Below are 4,396 nucleotides of genomic sequence, written 5' to 3'. Positions count from 1 at the left end.
TGTTGCGCCGTCCTTTCGACGACTTCATAAGTATATCGCAAAAACTTTTATATGTCAACAACTTATCAAAAATAAATTTTCAAAAGTTATCGATGCTTATAATTAAGTTTTTTGTAGTTGCTTGTAACAACTTTTATATTATAGCAATATACTTTCAATAATGTCAACCCTTTTATTAACCTTAGACTAACTTATTATGCACCTTGCTCTGTGTCTATACTTTACAACTAACATCATAAGAGAAAATGATTTAATAACGTAAGTGCAATCACAAGGATTGCGCCAGGCATACCTAATATAGCCACAATAAGTATAGAAGCAAAATTCAATGGAACCCAAATTCCGATATATCCCGCTCCGTAGGAAAGTATATACAAGAGGCAGAACGATAATGTAATGCGAAATACTACATTCGATAGTAACTCGAGAACTTTTCGTATTCCCTTTGGTTTCTTAACTAGCAAATAAAAAACAAACAGCACTCCTATTAAACTAATAATTAGTTTAGCCATATACACCACACCTCATTTAAATGTTAGTAGGTATATATGATAGGAACACTGTTATTCATTCATCTTTTTATATATTTTGCAGGTTTACTATTCATTTTCTTCTGTAATGAAGCAAATAATCTATTCAATTACTAGTGTGTTAAGAGTTATCGGATAGAATTTGCTTACTTAATTAAAACTTTACGGATACGAGCTTCTTTAAATAGATAAAAATGCTTGCTTTCAGCTATTTTCCTTTGAGCTATAATATCCAAGCTATAATCAGCCATTAAGTTTTCCATGCTTTGGGCATGCTGCCATTCTTCTTTTGTTTGGCGAATTAAGCTAACTAGTTTTTCATCGTATTCTTTTCGAAGCTTAAATTTTTTAAAAAGCATTTTATTCGCACCTCAAATCATAATTCCCGTCTGCCCTCTAATGCTTTGGATAAAGTTACTTCATCCGCATATTCAAGGTCTCCTCCAACTGGAAGGCCATGTGCAATGCGGGTCGTACGAATTCCTGAAGGCTTAATTAGACGTGAGATATACATAGCTGTCGCTTCCCCTTCAATCGTAGGGTTTGTCGCCAAGATTAATTCTTCTACCTCTTCGCTTTGCAGGCGCTTTAAGAGTGAAGGAACGTTTATATCTTCTGGACCAATACCATCCATTGGTGATATTGCGCCATGCAATACATGATATAACCCATGGTAATCTTTCATTTTTTCCATGGCAATTACATCTTTCGGATCTTGGACCACACAGATAGTAGAACGGTCCCTTTGTACGCCCTGGCAAATATGGCAAGGGTCTACATCTGTAATATTCCCGCAGACAGAACAATAACTTAGGTTACGCTTTGCATCTACAAGTGCTTTAGCAAAATTCAAGACAGTATCCTCTTGCATCGTTAATACAAAAAACGCCAGGCGGGAGGCAGTCTTTGGCCCGATGCCTGGCAATTTCATAAAGCTATCTATTAATTTGGATATAGGTTCAGGATAATGCAATGTCATTCCCCCTAGAATCCAGGAAGGTTAATTCCCTTAGTAAATTGGCCCATCGTTTCATTCGTTGTTTCTTCAATTTTTGCTAACGCTGCATTTGTTGCAATCACAATCATATCTTGCAATAGTTCTACATCTTCTGGATCTACGATTTCTGGATCAATTACTACTTCTTGTACTTGCTTTTGACCATTCATAACGACTTTGACCAATCCGTTACTAGCAGTTCCTTCAAACGTTTGTACAGCAAGCTCTTCTTGTGCCTCCATCATTTTCTTTTGCATCTTTTGCATTTGTTTCATCATGTTATTCATATTACCCATTCCACGCATAAATAAATTCCTCCTATAATTGCTTTTTATTCTTCAATAGTAATGAAATCTTTGCCGAACAGCTTTTCCGCTTCCACTACTAAAGGGTCTTCGGATAACGGCTGTTCATCTTCTAATATTGATTGTACAACCTCAGCTTTTTGTTCGCCAGTTGAAGTTTCTTTATCGGTTTCTTTATCTGCCACTTTATCCGTATTATGGTGCTGGATAAAATCAGCACGTATTCTTTGCCAATTCTCCTCTGGAACACAGATAACTTGATAATAGTTCCCAGTCATCTCTGCTAAGTGCTGGCTGAAATGTGAAATTAGCTCTTGATTTTCGACTGCCATTTGGCAGTGAATATCATATTTGAATTTTAACACAAAAGCACTGGCTGATGCTGCTACAGGTTCCGCGTCTTCCAATAATGCCGATTGTGATTTAGGCAATCGATTAAGGGATTCTGCCCAGGCACTTTTAATCGATTGGATATCTTGTTTTGTCGCCACTTTTAATACTTCTTGAATTCTCCCTACTGGAACATTAAAACCAGTATTTGCTTTTGCACGTGGGCGCTTCGGCTGCCCACTTCCTTGTGGTTGAGGCTGAACGGTGTTTCCTCCAACCTGCAGTTGCTGAACCAAAGATTCTAAGGCAGCAATTTTTGATTGCATTTCAACAAGCTGTGGCATCTCTACATCCATATTCTCTGAACTTGATGTCACATAGGCTTGTTTTGGCCTTTTATGATTGATCTGCGACATTTTTAATAATGCTGTTTCAAGGTATACCTTTGCATGCAATGAAAGACGCATTTCTTGTTGAGTTTTTGACAGGACATCAATATAACTGTATAGCGTGTCCATTGTAAATTCATTTGCTAGGGTGAGGAATTTCTCATCTGTTGTAGCTAATTCTAGCAAATCTGAAAGGTCAGGAGCAGACTGAATCAATAATAAGTCTCTAAAGAAGGTGATTAAGTCTTCAGAAAGACGGACTGCATCTTTACCTTCATCCATCAGTTGCTCAAGCACATCCAATACGTTTGCTACGTCACCCTTAGCTAAATTTTCTGCAAGTGTATAAAAAATATCCTGGCTAATAGATCCCGTAACAAAAAGGGAGTCTTCCAATGTGAGTTTTTCAGCACTAAAACTAACAACTTGATCTAGCATACTAAGTGCATCTCGCATTCCACCGGCAGCAGATTTGGCAATTACCTTTAATGCTTGTTCATCATAAGGAAGGTCTATTTCTTCTAATACTAATTTCATACGCTCTAATATATCTGTCGTAGATAGACGCTTGAAGTCAAATCGTTGGCACCTCGAAATTATAGTAGCAGGTATCTTATGGGGTTCAGTCGTAGCTAATATAAATACAACATGTGGCGGTGGCTCTTCCAATGTTTTTAATAACGCATTAAAGGCACTGGTTGAAAGCATATGCACTTCATCGATTATATAGACTTTATAACGAGCGCTGGCTGGTGCAAAACGAACTTTTTCAATTATATCTCTTATTTCATCTACGCTTGAATTAGAAGCGGCATCAAACTCAATAACATCTGGGTGTGAACCATTTGTAATGCTTTTGCATGTCGCGCATTCATTGCAGGGCTCGGCAGTTGGTGCATGCTCACAATTGATTGTCTTAGCGAATATTTTAGCTGTACTCGTTTTCCCGGTACCACGAGGTCCTGAGAAAAGATAAGCATGCGTTGTTTTGCCAGCTAGGAGGGCATTTTGCAATGTACGCTTTATATGTGACTGTCCTGACATTTCCTTAAAAGACTGCGGACGATAGACACGATAAAAGGCTTGGTAGGACATCAATTTCCTCCCCTTTCTGCCATCATTCATAATAGATTTATTATAGCATAGAACCTCGTTGAAACCTTTATAAGTGTTAGGGAATAAAGAAAAAACTCACTTATCAAAAGATGATAAGTGAGTTTGAAGTTTACATATTTAATACCGTGCACCTTTCTTCGACAGCCGTATATAAGCGTTACTCTTGTCGTTAGCTCAGATTAGGCTACCCCGCGGCACATGAATAAGACCACTTAATGCTGCTTCCTTCCGGACCTGACATGGTTCATGGGGATTCATTGCGCAGGACCCAATCGTCAACGCTACGTGCAAGAGGCAGGCCAAACATACGGACAACCTCAAAAAGGAATTCAGTCTCGCTAAAGCGGATTGCGAGTTACAGGACACCGCTACCTTCCCACCTAGCACGGCAATTACTAGTATACAAATGTTATGGATGAAAATCAACTATAAAGTAAAGTACACTTCGTGATGGTCTTTCTTCATCTTTTTTTAAAGGTTGAACGCTCAAGCACTACCTATACTTTTTAGCAAACTCAATCATGTGTAGGTCGGTTATTCCTGTATTCACCTCTATAATAATGAGTAAGTTACTTAAGAAAGAATTTTGATAACGTGCCTTCCCACCTATACAAGTATTAGCACTCCCTTTACAAAAACTAGTTTTCCTTTTGAAAAAGCACAATAAATTGTTGACATTTGCATAATACCGTGTTAAAGTATTCATTGTCAGCAAGATATATTACATTT

The 4,396-nt window shown here is 37.9% G+C and carries 5 protein-coding genes and 1 other RNA gene; all 6 read right to left on the bottom strand.

What is annotated here, in order from left to right:
- Positions 1–233: 233 nt before the first annotated feature.
- The 6 genes from RST01_RS15850 to ffs all read right to left on the bottom strand — a co-directional run bounded on the left by RST01_RS15850 (position 234) and on the right by ffs (position 4,056).
- Positions 234–512: a pro-sigmaK processing inhibitor BofA family protein gene (locus RST01_RS15850; RefSeq protein ID WP_147198336.1), complete on the bottom strand. Its 279-nt coding sequence runs from the start codon at positions 510–512 to the stop codon at positions 234–236.
- Positions 513–676: 164 nt separating this feature from the next.
- Positions 677–889, bottom strand: a complete 213-nt coding sequence (locus RST01_RS15845) for a YaaL family protein (protein ID WP_066791250.1) — start codon at positions 887–889, stop codon at positions 677–679.
- Between the two features lie 17 nt (positions 890–906).
- Complete coding sequence (gene recR, locus RST01_RS15840) at positions 907–1,503, bottom strand: recombination mediator RecR (protein WP_147198334.1); 597 nt, start codon at positions 1,501–1,503, stop codon at positions 907–909.
- Positions 1,504–1,514: 11 nt separating this feature from the next.
- A complete protein-coding gene (locus RST01_RS15835; protein WP_147198331.1) occupies positions 1,515–1,832 on the bottom strand; it encodes a YbaB/EbfC family nucleoid-associated protein in 318 nt (105 codons plus the stop codon).
- Positions 1,833–1,858: 26 nt separating this feature from the next.
- On the bottom strand, positions 1,859–3,646 hold the full coding sequence (gene dnaX, locus RST01_RS15830; protein ID WP_147198329.1) for a DNA polymerase III subunit gamma/tau: 1,788 nt from the start codon (positions 3,644–3,646) through the stop codon (positions 1,859–1,861).
- 144 nt (positions 3,647–3,790) lie between these two features.
- Positions 3,791–4,056: signal recognition particle sRNA large type (gene ffs / locus RST01_RS15825), an RNA gene on the bottom strand.
- Positions 4,057–4,396: the final 340 nt, after the last annotated feature.

The organism is Rummeliibacillus stabekisii, assembly GCF_007988965.1.
Taxonomy (GTDB): Bacteria; Bacillota; Bacilli; order Bacillales_A; family Planococcaceae; genus Rummeliibacillus; species Rummeliibacillus stabekisii.
The sequence above is the reverse complement of the archived record's forward strand: the minus strand, read 5'-3'. Positions and strand labels throughout refer to the sequence as shown.

What these genes read in the sequence shown, in the direction of transcription:
- dnaX (WP_147198329.1), bottom strand. Translation starts at nt 3,646, where the DNA reads ATGTCCTACCAAGCCTTTTATCGTGTCTATCGTCCGCAGTCTTTTAAG.
- RST01_RS15850 (WP_147198336.1), bottom strand. Translation starts at nt 512, where the DNA reads ATGGCTAAACTAATTATTAGTTTAATAGGAGTGCTGTTTGTTTTTTAT.
- RST01_RS15845 (WP_066791250.1), bottom strand. Translation starts at nt 889, where the DNA reads ATGCTTTTTAAAAAATTTAAGCTTCGAAAAGAATACGATGAAAAACTA.
- RST01_RS15835 (WP_147198331.1), bottom strand. Translation starts at nt 1,832, where the DNA reads ATGCGTGGAATGGGTAATATGAATAACATGATGAAACAAATGCAAAAG.